Raw genomic sequence first — 14,462 nt, 5'->3', positions numbered from 1 at the left:
CATTTTCCCCTCCAATCCTTTTCCGTTAATAATAAGTCCCGATCACCGGCACTTCTTTTAAAAGACAAGTCAGCAAAATATTGAGGAGAGCGACCGGCAACAACACCTTCCATGCAAACTGCATCAGTTGGTCGACACGAATCCTCGGCATGGTGGCTCTCAACCAGAACAGGAAAAACACGACCAGCAAAAATTTCAATATAAACCAAAGGACCGGCGGAACCCACGTGAAGCCGAATGGCGCATTCCATCCGCCCAGATAAAGCACGGTCGTCAGGGATGCCATGGCAAAAATGTAGGTATACTCCGCCAACATAAAAAACGCAAACCGGAAACCCGTATATTCCACATGGTAACCGGCCACCAGTTCCGATTCGGCTTCCGGCAGGTCAAACGGCGTCCGGTTCAATTCCGAAACCGACGCGATCAAAAAGACCACAAAACCGATAAATTGCGGAAAAATAAACCAAACCTCTTTTTGGGCCTCCACAATCTCGGCCAGATTTAATGAACCGACCGACAAAGCAATCCCGACGACAGACATCACCAGCGGAATTTCATAACTGATCATTTGCGCTGCCGAACGCATCCCGCCGATCAATGCATATTTGTTGTTGGAAGCCCAGCCTCCCACCAGGATTCCGATGATGGTAATGCTGGAAACTGCCATGTAATACAGCAAACCGACTGCAAAGTCAGAAAACTGAATGGAAGGGGTGAAAGGAATCACCGCCATCACGGCAAAAGCGGGAACAAAGGCAATCGCCGGCGCCAATTTAAACAATCCGGCATCCGCTTTTGCGGGAATGACATCTTCTTTGATGAGCAGCTTCAAAACATCCGCCACGGTTTGAAACATCCCCCGGGGCCCCACCCGGTTCGGGCCGATGCGGTTCTGCATCCAGCCCAGCACTTTCCGCTCAAACAAAATGGCATACGTCACAAACCCGAGTACGATCAGCAAAAGCAGAACCGGTCCGATGATCATCCACGGATTCATCAACAATCCACCTCCCCGAGCACAATGTCGATTCCGCCCAAAATCGCCACCAAATTGGATATATTCTCTCCTTTTAATAAAGTCGGGAGTATCTGTAAATTATAAAAAGACGGACGCCTGAACTTCAACCGCCACGGTTTGTCTTTCCCATTGCTGACAATATGGCAACCCAGCTCTCCCCGTGGAGATTCGATACCGCAATAAATCTCTCCTTCCGGAACCCGTAGGACCCGGGGAACTTTTCCCATGACCGGACCGCTTTCGGGGAACTGAGCAACCGCTTGTTCGACGATTTTCAAGGATTCATCAATTTCCCTCATCCGACACAAATATTTTTCATACAAATCTCCGGTTTTCCCGACCGGCACATCAAAATCAAACCGTTCATAAATCGAATACGGCTGGTTCTTCCTCAAATCCCAATCCACGCCGGTCACCCGTAAATTGGCACCCGACAGTCCGTATTCAATGGCCAGCGACGGCGAAACCACCCCGATTCCTTTGGTCCGTTGAATAAAGATTTCATTTCCGGTGATGAGATCATGGTATTCTTTCATTTGCCGTTTCATGTCCTCCGCGAATTGCCCGACCTTGTCAATCCAACCCGGAGGCGCATCCCATTTGACACCGCCCACGCGCATATAGTTGAACGTGATCCGGGCACCACACAACTCATTAAACAGATCCAAAATCTTTTCGCGGTCCCGAAATGCATATAAAAAGGGGCTTAAAGCACCGATATCCAACAAATAAGTTCCCATCCAAACCAAATGGCTGGCAATCCGGTTCAGTTCCATCACAATCACCCGCAAAAATTGGGCTTTTTCCGGAACTTCCAGTTGCATCAGCTTTTCGGTGGCATGGACGATGGAATAGTTGTTGGTCATGGCGGACAGATAGTCCATCCGGTCCGTATAGGGAATGATTTGTGTATAATTCAGATCCTCCGCCAGCTTTTCGGTTCCCCGATGGAGGTATCCAATCACCGGCTCGGCATCCACAATGATTTCCCCGTCTATTTTCACGACCAAACGGAGCACGCCATGGGTGCTGGGATGTTGAGGTCCGACATTCAGCAACATTTCTTCCGTTCTAAGCACAAGGATTAAACCTCCTTATCCAGTGGTTCGTAATCTTTCCGGAGCGGATGCCCCACCCATTCATCCGGCAACAAAATCCGTTTCAGATTCGGGTGCCCTTCAAAAACCACTCCCATCAGGTCATAAGCTTCCCGTTCATTCCAGTCGGCTGCTTTCCATAAATGAGCCACACTCGGCACTTTGGCTTCATCCCGGTCTGTTTTGACGCGAATGGCAATCTGGTGTTTCTTTTTGAAAGAGTAAAACTGATATACCACTTCGATTTCTTTTTGGTAATCCACAGCCGATAAATTGCGCAGATAATCAAAGGAAAACAACGGATCTTCTTTCAAAAGCCGGGCCACCTCAAGCCACTTTTCCCTGGCGATGACAAACGTGGGAATATGTTCGCCGGCCCGGTTGATATAATCTTCAACCACGGCGTCTTCCCCTGCTTTTTCCACGATTTCCTGCTTAAAACGTTTTAAAACCGGTTCAAGCGGTGACGGCTCTTCCGGTTTTTTCTCCTCTTTGTCGGCTGGTTTGGAACGGACGGAAGCAGGCCTTGCCCGCCGGGGAACTGCTTTGTCTTTCGGTTTCGGGGATTGGGGAGCCGGTTTTTCCGGTTCTAAAGCATTTGGACTTGATCCAGCAGTTGATGCGTTTTTCTCTTCCAGTCCTTTTTCTTTTTCTTCAGATTTTTTCCGATCCTCTTCATGAGAACTCACCGGTTCGTCACCTTCTTCCCGTGTTTGGCTTCATAACGGATTTTTTCCTGCAATTTGTTGATTCCGTAAATCAAGGCTGCCGGGTTGGGAGGACATCCCGGAATGTAGACATCGACCGGCACAATTTGATCAACGCCTTTGACAACAGAATAAGATTTCACATACGGTCCGCCGGCAGTAGCACAAGACCCCATGGCAATCACCCATTTGGGTTCCGGCATTTGATCGTATAATCTGCGCAACAAAGGCGCCATTTTTTTGGTCACGGTTCCTGCGACAATCATGACATCCGACTGGCGCGGGGACGCACGAAAAATGACGCCAAACCGGTCGAGATCATAATGCGGGGCCCCCGTGCCCATCATTTCAATGGCGCAACATGCCAACCCGAAAGTAAGGGGCCATAAAGAACTGCTGCGCGCCCATGCTTTGATCTGTTCCAAATTCGTCGTCACCACATTGCGCTTTAATTCCTGCTCCTCAACCGGAGCCAATTTTTCAAAATTTACTCCCATTCTAACACCTTCTTTTTCCAAGCATAAAGCAAACCCAGGATCAGAAAGAAAACAAACAAAACCATTTCCACCAGAATGAACAGCCCCACCTCAGAGCGCAGAACATCGTAACCGGCTGCCCAAGGGTATAAAAAAACCGCCTCCACATCAAAGATGACAAACAAGAGCGCAAACAAATAATAGCGGACATTAAACTGAATCCAACTGTCCCCGGTCGGATCCACACCGCTTTCATAAGAAATGGCCTTATCCGGGGCGGGCTGATGGGGACGAAGCAGTTTTCCAATGGAAAGCGCCACAATGTGCAGAACAATGCCGAGAATAAAAAAGATGGCAATGATCCCGTGACTGACGGCAGACAAACAAACCCCTCCTTCATCTTGATCTATACAAAAATAAAACGCTTACATTATTTAAATGAAATACTAATTTTTCAGTAATAAAATGCTTTTTTAAAGCAGTGCTAAAAAGTTGGCAATCCCCTCCTCTATTGTTTGATTATACACTACTTTCCCAATTGTGAGAAGGATCGTGTCCTTGAGAAAAATAGCGCTTATCTGAGATGGTTCACCAAAAGCGGGAAATATTTTTCACAAACCTTAAAATAAAAAAGACACCTTCGGAAAAGGTGTCTTTTTGAAGATCCGTTTTTATACCTCTGCGGATTCAGCAAGAATGGTGACTTTATCAGGGCGCACTTCAATGAACCCGCCGCTGATTTTAAACGTCTCTTCCGATCCGTCATTTTTCACCCGAACGGTATCCCCGATAATCGGGCTCACAAACGGAACATGCTTGGCCATCACGCCAATCTCTCCATTGGCCGCCTTTGTCACCACCATATCAATGTGCTTGGAATAAACAATCCGCTCAGGCGTTACAATATCCAACTGCACTTTATTCCCCATCATGACCTGCTGATCCCGGGAACAACCACGGGATGTGGCAGGGCTTCACCTCCTTGTCCTGCGGAGTGAGCCGTGTATCCATCGATCGGCATTCCGGTTCAACCGGAAACCCGCCGCAAAAAATGCCGGGATCTACACCATGCGGGTATAACCCAGTTTTTTCGCTTTTTCAACGGCTTCGTCAATGCCGCCGACCATGTAGAAAGCGTCTTCCGGCAAGTCGTCATATTTTCCTTCCAGCACTTCTTTGAAGCTGCGAACCGTTTCTTTCACCGGCACATATACTCCCGGGTTACCGGTGAACTGCTCAGCAACGTGGAAGTTTTGCGACAAGAACTTCTCCACTTTCCGTGCACGGGCAACCACGATTTTATCTTCCTCGGACAATTCATCCATTCCCAAGATGGCAATGATGTCTTGCAACTCTTGGTAACGTTGCAGGAGTTCCTGCACGCCACGGGCAACCTGATAGTGTTCTTCTCCCACCACTTCCGGCGTCAGGATGCGGGAAGTGGATGCCAGCGGATCCACCGCCGGATAAATCCCTTTTTGAGACAAACGACGTTCCAGGTTGGTGGTCGCATCCAAGTGGGCAAAGGTGGTCGCCGGAGCCGGATCGGTGTAGTCGTCAGCCGGCACGTAAATGGCCTGAATGGAGGTGACGGAACCTTTCTTCGTGGAGGTGATCCGTTCTTGCAATTGACCCATTTCCGTTGCCAATGTGGGTTGGTAACCCACCGCAGACGGCATCCGGCCCAAAAGTGCGGACACCTCGGATCCGGCTTGGGTGAAGCGGAAAATGTTATCAATGAATAACAAAACGTCTTGACCTTCTTGATCACGGAAATACTCCGCCATGGTCAAACCGCTCAAAGCCACACGCATCCGCGCCCCCGGGGGCTCGTTCATCTGTCCGAACACCATGACGGTTTTGTCGATGACCCCGGTGTCTTTCATCTCATGATAAAGATCGTTCCCCTCGCGGGTACGTTCACCAACCCCCGCAAACACCGACAATCCGCCGTGCTCTTGTGCGATGTTGTTGATCAACTCTTGAATCAAAACGGTTTTTCCTACTCCCGCACCGCCAAAGAGTCCGATTTTTCCACCTTTGGCATAAGGGCAAAGCAAGTCAACCACTTTGATTCCCGTTTCCAGCATTTCCTGCTCAGTCGATTGTTCTTCAAAGCTCGGTGCCGGACGGTGAATGGAGTGTCTTTCGGCTCCTTTTACTTCTCCGGCCTCATCAATCGGCTCTCCCAATACGTTAAACACCCGTCCCAATGTCGGACGTCCGACGGGTACGGAGATTGGTCTTCCCGTATCGATCGCTTCCATCCCCCGGACCAAACCGTCGGTGGATGCCATGGCTACGGTACGCACCGTGTTATCTCCCAAATGTAAAGCTGTTTCCAAAACAAGCTCGCTTCCGTCCGCCCGCTTGACTTTAATCGCGTTGTTAATCTCAGGCAGATGTCCGCGTTCAAACTCAACGTCCACAACCGGCCCCATAACCTGAAGCACACGTCCAGAACTCATCGAATTCCCTCCTTAAACTGCCATGCACTGGTTTCTTCACTTGTGAAAAGATCATGCTCAGCCGTTTAGCGCAGATGCACCGCCGACAATTTCAGCGATTTCCTGAGTAATTGCAGCCTGACGCGCACGGTTCAACTGTAACGTCAATTGATCAATCAACTCCGTCGCATTATCCGTTGCATTGCTCATCGCTGTCATTTTGGAAGCAAATTCACTTGCTTTCGCGTCGAGTAAGGCGCTGTAAATCAGAGATTCAGCATACCGGGGGAGCAAGACGGATAACACTTCTTCCTGCGATGGTTCATATTCGTAAGCTGTTTTCGGACCTTGTTTCTGCCCGCTCAAATCCTCGCTCGCAAGCGGCAATAACCGTTTGTCCAAAGGCCGCTGAACAACCGGGTTTACAAACTCGTTGTAAACGATGTACAGCTCGTCATATTTCTCTTCTGCATAAAAACGAACGGCTTTTTTCGCAATTTCTTGCACTTCATCATAAGAAGGTGAATCAGAAAGTCCCGTAATCTCATCAATGACTGGATAATTGCGTTTTTTCAAGAAGTCCCGGCCTTTCCGGCCAATGACAAACAATACGTACTCATCTTTGCTTTGATGCCGTTCATTCAAAGTCTGAAGCAACATCCGCAAAAGGTTGCTGTTGTATCCTCCCGCAAGGCCGCGATCCGACGTAATCACAAGATAGCCTGTTTTACGTACGGGGCGCGAAACCAGCATGGGATGTTTTGCATTCGTCGTACCTTGGGCAATGCTTACGATCACTTCACGCATTTTTTCCGCATAAGGACGCGCTTTTTCGGCTCTTTCCTGTGCACGGCGCAAGTTCGCGGCTGCAACCATCTTCATCGCTTTGGTGATTTGTCTCATTTTTTCCGTCGAACGAATGCGCCTTTTGATCTCACGCATCGATTGACCCATGTTTTCACCGCCTTTCCGCTGCCAGTCTCCCCGTAAGAGCCGCTGACGACCAGCGACTCTTTTCTACTTTATCTGAAACGGCTTATTTCTCGGTAACCGCAAACCCTTTTTTAAAGGTTTCGATTGCTTTTTTCAGTTTTTCTTCGGTCCCGTCTTCAAGCGCTTTTTTCTCCCGGATCGATTTCAGAATGCCTTCTTCATTGGTTTCCAGATAGCTGTGGAATTCTTTCTCAAAACGGCGCACATCTTCCACCGGGATGTCATCCAAGTGCCCCTTAGTGACAAGATACAAGGAAACCGCTTGTTTCTCAACAGGAAGCGGATGGTGTTCCTCCTGTTTCAAAATTTCCTCGGTGCGTTTTCCCCGCTCCAGTTTTGCTTTGGTGGCTTTGTCCAAATCCGAACCAAATTGGGCAAAAGCCGCCAGCTCATAGTATTGGGACAAATCCAAACGCAACGTTCCCGTAAGTTTTTTAATGGCTTTGGTTTGCGCCGCGCCACCGACACGGGATACCGACGTCCCCACACTGATCGCCGGACGGAAACCGGAGTGGAACAAATCGGATTCCAAGAAAATTTGCCCGTCGGTGATGGAGATCACGTTGGTCGGAATGTATGCGGACACGTCCCCGGCTTGGGTTTCAATAAACGGAAGTGCCGTCAAGGAACCGCCGCCGCGTTCGTCGGACAATTTTGCAGCCCGCTCGAGCAAACGGGAGTGCAAATAGAACACGTCCCCCGGATAAGCTTCACGGCCTGGCGGACGACGGAGCAAGAGCGAAAGCTCGCGGTAAGCAGCGGCTTGTTTGGTCAAGTCGTCATAAACGCAGAGAACATGACCGCCATTGTACATGAAGTATTCACCCATTGCACATCCGGCATAGGGAGCGAGGTACAAAAGCGGTGCCGGATCCGAAGCGCTGGCAACCACCACAATGGTGTAATCCATCGCACCGTAGCGGCGAAGCTTTTCAACAACTTGTGCAACAGTCGATTGCTTTTGCCCGATTGCCACATAAACACAGATCATGTCTTCATCTTTTTGGTTAATGATGGTGTCAATGGCAATCGTGGTTTTCCCGGTTTGACGGTCCCCGATGATCAACTCACGCTGCCCGCGTCCGATCGGGATCATGGAGTCAATCGATTTGATTCCTGTTTGCAGAGGTTCATGGACGGATTTCCGGTCAATGACACCCGGTGCAGGAGATTCGACGGGACGGAATTCGGTGGTTTCAATGGGGCCTTTTCCATCAAGCGGTTGACCCAACGGGTTGACGACACGGCCAAGAAGCGATTTCCCCACCGGAACTTCCATCAAGCGGCCGGTGCGTTTGACCTGATCCCCTTCACGAATATCCTGATAAGGTCCTAAAATAATAACCCCCACATGGTGTTCTTCCAAGTTCAAAACCATTCCCATGACGCCGTTTTTAAACTCAACCAGCTCACCCGCCATTGCGTTGGAAAGGCCATGAACTTGTGCGATCCCGTCACCTACTTGAATGACGGTGCCGACATCCGTCACTTCCACTTCGGAACGGTAATTCTCGATCTGCTCTTTAATCAGAGAGCTGATCTCTTCCGGTTTAATGCTCATAAATGTCACCCCAATCTTTCCGTCTGTGATCTATCCAACTTGATTTTGTTTCAGCTGTTCTTGGAAACGATTCAGCCTGGTTCGCAAACTTCCGTCGTACAAACGGTCGCCGATTTGCACAACCACGCCGCCCAGGATATCTGAATCCACTCTCTCAACCAGTTCCATGGTTTTCCCGATCATTGGCTCAAAGGTTGCTTTGACTTGTTTTTTATCCTCTTCGGTCAATTCAAATGCCGTCGTGACAACAGCTTCGACAATCCCTCTGGATTCATTTGCCAGCTTTTTGTATTCTTCATACAGATCAAAGAGAACGTTTTCCCGCCGGCGATCCACCAACAGATACATCAGATTCTTGGTGTAAGCATTCAACTGATCAAAGATTTTGGTGAGCAGTTCCTTTTTTTGTCCGTTCCCGATTGAAGGATGGCTGAGCCATTCCGTCAATTCCGGGAAAGCTTCCAATGTATCGGTGATTTGCTTCAAATCTTTCTCAACGGCATCGATCTGCTTTTGTTCAGAGGCAACTTCAAACAGCGCTTTGGCGTAACGTCTCGCTACCGTCTTACTCATTGCAATCTTCCTACCTCGTCAAGATAGCTGGAAACCAAATCGGAATGCCGGTTTTTGTCCAATTCTTTTTCCAATAATTTGGACGCCAACTGAACGGAAAGCCCGCCGACTTCATCACGCAAGCTGGCCAACGCTTTTTCTTTTTCGCGCTGAATTTCGTTCGTCGCCTCTTCCAGAATGCGCCCTGCCCGTTCCTGTGCTTGCTTGATGATCGCTTCCGCTTCGCGGTCTTTTTGCGCTTTGGCACGTTCAATGATCTCTTTGGCTTCCTGACGCGCTTTTTTCAGTTCCTGCCGTTGCTCTTCAAGCAGTTTTTCCGCTTCTTTTCTGCGTTCTTCCGCTTCCTTGATCTGGCCTTCGATGTGATCCTGGCGTTGTTTCATCACCTGCAGCATCGGACGAAGGGCAAACTTGGACACAAGAAGCATTAAAATAATAAATGCAATCAGCTGAAACAGCATCGTACCGATTTCGATGGTCAGCAATCCAACTCACTCCCTTCGGGATCGTGTTTCTTCTTCAATACGACCAGACGGGGACTTAAAGTCAAATCCCCGCCTCCATCATACGGATCGATCCATTAAATTACACCGAAGAACAACATGACACCAAATGCCACGGCAATAACCGGCAATGCCTCAACCAACGCAATCCCGATAAACGCCCGGGTGAAAAGTTTCCCTTCCATTTCGGGTTGACGGGCAGACCCTTCCAAATAACGGCTGTATACCACTGCGTTTCCAAATCCTCCGGCAATCGCTGCGACTGCGAGCAACAATGCACCAGCCAAAATGTTTACATCCATGATATTTCCTCCTCTGATTTGTTTTCGTTTCAAAATTTTTTTGATAGTCCATATGCGGATCAGACAAGACTGACTTCAGACTGCATTCTGATTGTCATGATTCAATTTTTTGCGCCATGTAAACCATGGCCAACACGGTGAAGACATAGGCCTGAATGGTTCCGACGAACAAGGAATAACCCAGCCAGACTATCAACGGGGCCCCGGTCAGGAACCAGCTGCCTTTCACCATCACAATGATCAACACTTCACCGGCAAAGATATTGGCCCATAAACGCATGCCGTGTGTCAACGGTTTCGCCACTTCATCCACCGCATGCATCAAGACCATCGGCCAGAAAGGCTGGAAGTAGTGGGAAATATAATGCTTGGGAGATTTTTTGAAGCCCAGGAAATGAGCCGCCAGCGTGATGGCCAAAGCCATGGCCATGGTTACATTGATGTCGGCGGTGGGCGATTTCCACAGGGCATACGCATAATGTTCCCCTTCTCCGGCTGAATCGGCCGCCCAAATTTTCAAAAACGGAATCGATACATGCGACTCGGCGACGACATTGAACATGACTCCCATCTGGTTGGAGATAAAGATAAACAGAAAAAGCGTGAATGCAAAGCCGAAGAAACGTTCAGCCGTTTTCCCCGAGATGCTGGCACGGACTATTCCCTGCGTAAATTCGATCACCATCTCAACCACATTCTGCATGCCGGTCGGAACAAGCGAAAGGCGACGGGCAGCAAGCATGGCGATCACAAAAACCAGGATGCATGCGACCGTGGTTGTAAACATGACCGTGACGTCAAATTGAATCGGAATCCCGGCCACTTCAAATCCCAGCTTCGGTGTAAGTTCCATTCCCTCACTCCTTTCTCTTTAAGATGAAGAGCGAATCACTTGGATAAACTGAGTGCAATAAAACAATATATAGCAAACTGGTAACCCTGCGACAATTGCCTTGACTTCAATCCATTCCGGAAATCTGACAGCAATCATGACAGCGAGGGCAACCATGAGATAACGATGAATCATTCCAACTCCCCGAAATCTTGGTTTTGCATGAAAGGCACTTTCCCTACCTATTTTTATTTTCCACAACAAGTTTAAGACATTGTACAAACTTACACATAAACCCAGGAAAACGCCTGCAACAATGCGTTGGTGCGGAGTCATAAACCAAATGATCAATAACAGAGTGAGGAGTCCGGTTGTGAGGGATACCACTCGCTTCCGAATGGTCTTCACGGTATCCATGAGGGTTCATTCCTTTAACAATGCTTTCAGGGTGTAAATGGCACTGAAAAAACCCACTCCCAATCCCAGCAACACTCCAGCCATCAAAAGATACGGCCGGGTTCCCCAAACCGTATCCAGTTTTTTCCCTAACCAAGCTCCCCCCAAGGTCAAAAGAACGATTTCCATTCCCATGGAACTGATCACGGCAAACAACCGCCATGCATTTCCGTTCAATTTAAAACCCCCGTAACATTTGGCATTTTCAAAGGGGAAGTTTCGCCGTAGGGAGCCGGATTGACAAGAGTGAAGTTTTCTCAGTTTTCCATCCTTCCCCCTGCCTATAGTAACGAAGCGTTCTATCTTTTGTCAACGTTTTCTCAAAAACACTTATGAACAAATTGTCGCAATTTAAAAAACTCCGCTTGAAACACCGGGTTTTTTCAAAATTATTTTGTACCGAAGAGTCGATCTCCTGCATCTCCCAGTCCCGGAATGATATAACTTTTTTCATTCAGAACCGGATCGACTGCCGCGACATAAATATCCACATCATCGTGTTCTTTTTGCACGCGGTCAATACCGGCTTGAGCAGCAATCAAACACATCAGTTTGATTTGTTTGGCCCCCATTTCTTTCAGCACGGAAATTCCCGCTGCGGCCGACCCGCCCGTTGCCAGCATGGGATCGATCACAATCAATTCCCGTTCTCCGATATCCGGAGGCATTTTGGAATAATATTTCACCGCTTCTAAGGTTTCCGGATCCCGGTACATTCCCAAATGCCCCACCTTTGCGGCAGGGATCAATTTCAAAATTCCGTCCACCATGCCGAGTCCCGCACGCAAAATCGGAACGAGGCCCAGTTTTTTTCCGGCCAACACTTGACATTTGGCCCTGGCCAGCGGCGTTTCCACTTCCACTTCACGCAAAGGCATGTCTCTCGTAATTTCATAAGCCATTAAAGCGGCGACTTCGTCCACCAGTTCGCGAAACTCTTTCGTGCCGGTGTTTTTGTCCCGGATATACGTCAGCTTATGTTGAATGAGCGGGTGATCTAATACATGTACACGACCCACTTGCTTCACCTCTTTCTCATCTATTTTTTATCCAACTGATTATAACCATAATTCACCCTGTGTACACAACTTTTTTATATATGTTTCTTATTGCCAAAAACCCGACCCTCTCGGATCGGGCATATGAATCCGTTAAAGTTGTGGATACAAGGGATACGTTTCCGTCAGCCGGGCCACCCGTTTTTTGGCTTCCTCCCGTGCATTTTCGTCTTCCGGATTTTTCAAAGTCAATCCGATGATTTGCGCGATTTCCTCCATGGCTTTTCCGTCCATGCCGCGGCTGGTCACAGCGGCCGTGCCAATACGGACTCCGCTGGTGACAAACGGTTTTTCCGGATCAAAAGGAATCGCGTTTTTATTGGTCGTGATCCCCACTTCATCCAGCAGATGTTCCGCTTTTTTGCCGGTCAGGTTGAAGTTGCGGACATCCATCAGGATCAGATGGTTATCCGTTCCGCCTGAAATCAGGTTAAACCCTTCCTCTTTCAAAGATTCCGCCAACTTTTTGGCATTGTCGACAATGTTTTGGGTATAGGTTTTAAATTCATCGGTCAAGGCTTCCCCGAGCGCCACGGCTTTGGCCGCGATCACATGCATCAGCGGTCCTCCTTGAACCCCCGGGAAGACAGATTTGTCAATTTGCTTTGCATATTTTTCTTTGCACAAGATCATGCCGCCCCGCGGCCCGCGCAACGTCTTATGTGTGGTGGTGGTGACAAAATCGGCATAAGGAACCGGATTGGGATGAAGTCCCGTCGCCACCAGTCCGGCAATGTGAGCCATGTCCACCATCAGATATGCACCGACTTCATCGGCAATTTCCCGAAACCGCTTGAAATCGATGATCCGGGGATAGGCGCTGGCTCCCGCCACAATCATCTTCGGCTTATGTTCCAAGGCAACTTTGCGAACTTCTTCATAATCGATCCGGTGGGATTCACGATCCACCCCATAGGCGACAAAATTGTACATTTTTCCGGAGAAATTCACCGGGCTTCCATGGGTCAAATGGCCCCCATGGGCAAGATTCATGCCCAATACCGTGTCTCCCGGTTCCAAAACGGCAAAATAGACGGCCATATTCGCTTGGGCGCCGGAGTGAGGCTGAACATTGGCGTGTTCTGCACCAAACAATTCCTTGGCACGGTTCCTTGCCAAGTCTTCCACCACATCCACATACTCACAGCCGCCGTAATATCTCTTTCCCGGATAGCCTTCGGCATACTTATTCGTCAAGACCGTCCCCATCGCTTCCATCACAGCCGGGGATACGAAGTTTTCCGAAGCAATCAACTCGATTTTATCCCGTTGACGCCCCAGTTCCTGTTGGATGGCTTCAGCCACTTGCGGATCGCTGGTGATTAATTGCTTCATGATTTGCCTCCTTGTCCTGTTCGGTAATTTTCTCTATTTTATCAAACAAGTTCTCTTTTTTGGACTCGGATTACTTTTCCAACGCATAAACGGCCCGCTCTCCCCCGATCAGTTTGGGGCGGGTCTTGGCCAACGTGACATGTGCTTGTCCGATCGTCTTTTGCTGAGAGCGTACGGGAACGGCCACAGGCTTTAAATGCATGCCGATCAGTGTATCCCCGATATCAATGCCCGCATCGGCCTGAATCTGTTCGACCACCACCGGTTGCTCCATGTGTCTGTACGCATATGCGGCCATGGCTCCGCCGGCATTGTTCACGGGAACCACCGTCACTTCCGGCCAACCAAAACGTTCGGCGGTTTTTCGTTCAACCACCAATGCCCGGTTCAAATGTTCACAGCATTGAAATGCCAGATGAAAGCCAGCTTGCTTTTGAATTTCCGAAATTCCTTCATACAATTCGCGCGCAATTTCCTCACTGCCGCCGGAACCGATCCGTTTCCCGGCCACTTCGCTGGTGCTCGTACCTACAACCAAAACATGTCCGGCATCCAAGGGCATCGCCGCCAATAAATCACGTAAGGCCCTTTTCACTTCCTCTTTCATCATGATCATCCTTCATTTTCCAATTGCTCGATCTTATCCAAACGGCGCTGATGACGGTCTCCCTGAAACTCGGCCTTCAGCCAGGTGCGGACAATGGATTTGGCCAGGTCGGGCCCCACGACCCGTTCGCCCAATGCCAGGACATTGGCATTGTTGTGTTCACGGCTCATCCGCGCCGAGTATTCATCGCTGACGACCGCACAACGGATTCCCTTGATTTTATTGGCGGCAATCGACATCCCGATGCCGGTTCCGCAAATTAAAATTCCCCGGTCAAATTCCCCTTCGGCGACGCGTTTGGCCACCGGTTTGGCATAATCGGGATAATCCACCGATGTGTCGCAATCACAACCTGCGTCCTCATAAGCAATGTTCATTTCCTCAAGCAGTCCTTTAATCTCTTCTTTCAAATTTCTGCCACCGTGATCGGATCCGATGATCAGCTTCATCCCTTCATCTCCCTCCTTGGATCCATCTTAGTATAACATCATCAA

At 49.1% G+C, this 14,462-nt stretch carries 19 protein-coding genes; all 19 read right to left on the bottom strand.

The annotated features are described in order from the left end of the window. Positions 1-25: 25 nt before the first annotated feature. Positions 26-1,000, bottom strand: a complete 975-nt coding sequence (nuoH, locus tag NYE37_RS01730) for an NADH-quinone oxidoreductase subunit NuoH (RefSeq protein WP_049720705.1) — start codon at positions 998-1,000, stop codon at positions 26-28. Further along, the gene (locus NYE37_RS01725) at positions 1,000-2,100 is read right to left on the bottom strand and encodes an NADH-quinone oxidoreductase subunit D (protein ID WP_037996645.1); all 1,101 of its coding nucleotides are present in this window, start codon (positions 2,098-2,100) and stop codon (positions 1,000-1,002) included. Before NYE37_RS01725 ends, nuoH begins: the two co-directional genes overlap by 1 nt. A 5-nt stretch (positions 2,101-2,105) precedes the next feature. After that, positions 2,106-2,807 (bottom strand): NADH-quinone oxidoreductase subunit C, encoded by a 702-nt coding sequence (locus tag NYE37_RS01720; RefSeq protein ID WP_231855192.1) that lies wholly within the window; start codon positions 2,805-2,807, stop codon positions 2,106-2,108. Beyond that, complete coding sequence (locus NYE37_RS01715) at positions 2,804-3,322, bottom strand: NuoB/complex I 20 kDa subunit family protein (RefSeq protein ID WP_049720706.1); 519 nt, start codon at positions 3,320-3,322, stop codon at positions 2,804-2,806. Before NYE37_RS01715 ends, NYE37_RS01720 begins: the two co-directional genes overlap by 4 nt. After that, a complete protein-coding gene (locus NYE37_RS01710) occupies positions 3,313-3,684 on the bottom strand; it encodes an NADH-quinone oxidoreductase subunit A (protein ID WP_037996639.1) in 372 nt (123 codons plus the stop codon). The genes NYE37_RS01715 and NYE37_RS01710 overlap by 10 nt, the downstream gene beginning before the upstream one ends. 288 nt (positions 3,685-3,972) lie before the next feature. Further along, the gene (gene atpC, locus NYE37_RS01705; protein WP_037996704.1) at positions 3,973-4,230 is read right to left on the bottom strand and encodes an ATP synthase F1 subunit epsilon; all 258 of its coding nucleotides are present in this window, start codon (positions 4,228-4,230) and stop codon (positions 3,973-3,975) included. Positions 4,231-4,362: 132 nt separating this feature from the next. After that, complete coding sequence (gene atpD / locus NYE37_RS01700) at positions 4,363-5,769, bottom strand: F0F1 ATP synthase subunit beta (RefSeq protein WP_037996637.1); 1,407 nt, start codon at positions 5,767-5,769, stop codon at positions 4,363-4,365. A 57-nt stretch (positions 5,770-5,826) separates the two neighbouring features. Beyond that, positions 5,827-6,702, bottom strand: a complete 876-nt coding sequence (gene atpG, locus NYE37_RS01695; protein WP_037996636.1) for an ATP synthase F1 subunit gamma — start codon at positions 6,700-6,702, stop codon at positions 5,827-5,829. A gap of 82 nt (positions 6,703-6,784) precedes the next feature. Further along, positions 6,785-8,302: a F0F1 ATP synthase subunit alpha gene (atpA, locus tag NYE37_RS01690; protein ID WP_340711727.1), complete on the bottom strand. Its 1,518-nt coding sequence runs from the start codon at positions 8,300-8,302 to the stop codon at positions 6,785-6,787. 30 nt (positions 8,303-8,332) lie between these two features. Further along, complete coding sequence (locus NYE37_RS01685; RefSeq protein ID WP_037996632.1) at positions 8,333-8,875, bottom strand: F0F1 ATP synthase subunit delta; 543 nt, start codon at positions 8,873-8,875, stop codon at positions 8,333-8,335. Continuing rightward, on the bottom strand, positions 8,872-9,360 hold the full coding sequence (gene atpF, locus NYE37_RS01680; RefSeq protein WP_037996629.1) for a F0F1 ATP synthase subunit B: 489 nt from the start codon (positions 9,358-9,360) through the stop codon (positions 8,872-8,874). The genes NYE37_RS01685 and atpF overlap by 4 nt, the downstream gene beginning before the upstream one ends. Before the next feature lie 95 nt (positions 9,361-9,455). Further along, positions 9,456-9,680: a F0F1 ATP synthase subunit C gene (atpE, locus tag NYE37_RS01675; protein WP_037996628.1), complete on the bottom strand. Its 225-nt coding sequence runs from the start codon at positions 9,678-9,680 to the stop codon at positions 9,456-9,458. 94 nt (positions 9,681-9,774) lie between these two features. Then, complete coding sequence (gene atpB, locus NYE37_RS01670) at positions 9,775-10,533, bottom strand: F0F1 ATP synthase subunit A (RefSeq protein WP_049720708.1); 759 nt, start codon at positions 10,531-10,533, stop codon at positions 9,775-9,777. A gap of 18 nt (positions 10,534-10,551) precedes the next feature. Continuing rightward, entirely contained in the window at positions 10,552-10,929 is a 378-nt protein-coding gene (locus NYE37_RS13980) for an ATP synthase subunit I (protein ID WP_037996626.1), read from the bottom strand. Between the two features lie 6 nt (positions 10,930-10,935). Beyond that, entirely contained in the window at positions 10,936-11,145 is a 210-nt protein-coding gene (locus NYE37_RS01665) for an AtpZ/AtpI family protein (RefSeq protein ID WP_037996624.1), read from the bottom strand. 212 nt (positions 11,146-11,357) lie between these two features. After that, positions 11,358-11,987 (bottom strand): uracil phosphoribosyltransferase, encoded by a 630-nt coding sequence (gene upp, locus NYE37_RS01660; protein WP_037996622.1) that lies wholly within the window; start codon positions 11,985-11,987, stop codon positions 11,358-11,360. Between the two features lie 132 nt (positions 11,988-12,119). Beyond that, the gene (gene glyA, locus NYE37_RS01655; RefSeq protein ID WP_049720709.1) at positions 12,120-13,361 is read right to left on the bottom strand and encodes a serine hydroxymethyltransferase; all 1,242 of its coding nucleotides are present in this window, start codon (positions 13,359-13,361) and stop codon (positions 12,120-12,122) included. Positions 13,362-13,431: 70 nt separating this feature from the next. Further along, entirely contained in the window at positions 13,432-13,977 is a 546-nt protein-coding gene (locus tag NYE37_RS01650; protein ID WP_049720710.1) for a TIGR01440 family protein, read from the bottom strand. Beyond that, positions 13,974-14,417 (bottom strand): ribose 5-phosphate isomerase B, encoded by a 444-nt coding sequence (gene rpiB, locus NYE37_RS01645; RefSeq protein WP_037995829.1) that lies wholly within the window; start codon positions 14,415-14,417, stop codon positions 13,974-13,976. The genes NYE37_RS01650 and rpiB overlap by 4 nt, the downstream gene beginning before the upstream one ends. Positions 14,418-14,462 lie beyond the last annotated feature (45 nt).

The sequence above is a fragment of the Thermoactinomyces sp. FSL K6-2592 genome (assembly GCF_038006465.1).
In the GTDB taxonomy this organism is placed as follows: Bacteria; Bacillota; Bacilli; order Thermoactinomycetales; family Thermoactinomycetaceae; genus Thermoactinomyces; species Thermoactinomyces vulgaris.
This window is presented reverse-complemented; position numbering and strand designations above follow the sequence as displayed.